The sequence below is a fragment of the Cuspidothrix issatschenkoi CHARLIE-1 genome (genome assembly GCF_002934005.1).
Classification (GTDB): domain Bacteria; phylum Cyanobacteriota; class Cyanobacteriia; order Cyanobacteriales; family Nostocaceae; genus Cuspidothrix; species Cuspidothrix issatschenkoi.
On sequence record NZ_PGEM01000193.1, the window covers coordinates 1 to 1,261 of the forward strand.

Below are 1,261 nucleotides of genomic sequence, written 5' to 3' on the forward strand. Positions count from 1 at the left end.
CCGTGGTGATGATAAGAAACACAGACATATGTTGATCGAATTTGAAGAATTCGACCGACCAGATGAACAAGATCACGCCTATGATGAATATGAAAGTTTTCACAAAGAATAATAACATAAAAAAGATGTAGGGACTAGCTGAAGCTAGTCCCTTATTAAATCCATTAAAACCTAAAATCAAACCCCCGTTTTGACGATAGCAGCGTTTAAAACACTGCTATCTTACAAACCGACTGCAAGCAGTAACTGCGGACTACATTCTTCGAATTTCGTCCTTGTTCGCTTGCAAGGGGCTTGCCCCTTTGAACCCCAGTGAAAAGATAATGCATCTGCGCCTATGCCATGCTAAAGCATAACAAGGGGCTCCCCACCGTAAAGGGTTCGCTTCGCTCACCGACTTCGTCGGCTTCGCCCTTGACGGCGGGTCCTTCGCCCCTTGTAACCCCATGCAACCGTCAAGGCAATCCAATGGATTGCCTTGCCTTACGCATGGCATAGGCGCATCGACGCATCAATAAATGCAGGGCTAGGCGTCAAGCCGAAACCTTTGGTTTCGGCGCAACGCCGGGGGTGCAGGGGGCGCAGAATCGACGGTCAAGGATGCGTAGCACCGGCACGAAGTGCCGGCGGGGCGTAGCCCCGTCCTTTACCGTTGAGAGCCCCCTGCTAGGCTTTAGCCTAGCCCTGCATTTTATTAGAGGAGAAGATTCAACTACTAAAATTCTTTATAAACGTTGATATGACGGTTTTTATAAGGATTTTGTTTGTATTAGTTTTCTGTAACATATGTTACAGTTTTCTGTTACAAATTCTATTTTGTAACAATTATATTGTTTGTTTTGTTACAATTTTTATGTTACATTTGTGATAACTTATGATAACAGGAGGTGGAACAATGGAAAGTTATGACAAAGTTTATAGAGGTAAACATAAGCTAATAGATAGTGATACAGGAGAAATAATTGAAGTTGATAAGGTTTATAGACGTCAAACACAAGGAAACTTTGTAAAAGCGTATATAAAGGGTCTAGTGATGATGTTAGACGTTGTAGGGGGTAGTAAACTCAAAGTAGTTAATTATCTATTAGAGAACCTTAGATTGTCTGATAATAAATTAATAGCTACTACAAGAGAAATGGCTAAAGAAGTTAATGTAAGTCCTACAACAGTAACTGAGACTCTTAAAACACTCGAAGAAGGAAACATAATAAAAAGAAGAACAGGCGTAATCATGTTAAATCCTCAAATTCTTGTCCGTGGT

The 1,261-nt window shown here is 41.2% G+C and carries 1 protein-coding gene; it reads left to right on the top strand.

Annotated elements, in window-relative coordinates:
• Nucleotides 1-895: 895 nt before the first annotated feature.
• Nucleotides 896-1,261 (top strand): replication/maintenance protein RepL (locus tag CUN59_RS19705; protein ID WP_104389427.1); only part of this gene is annotated, 366 nt, incomplete at its 3' end.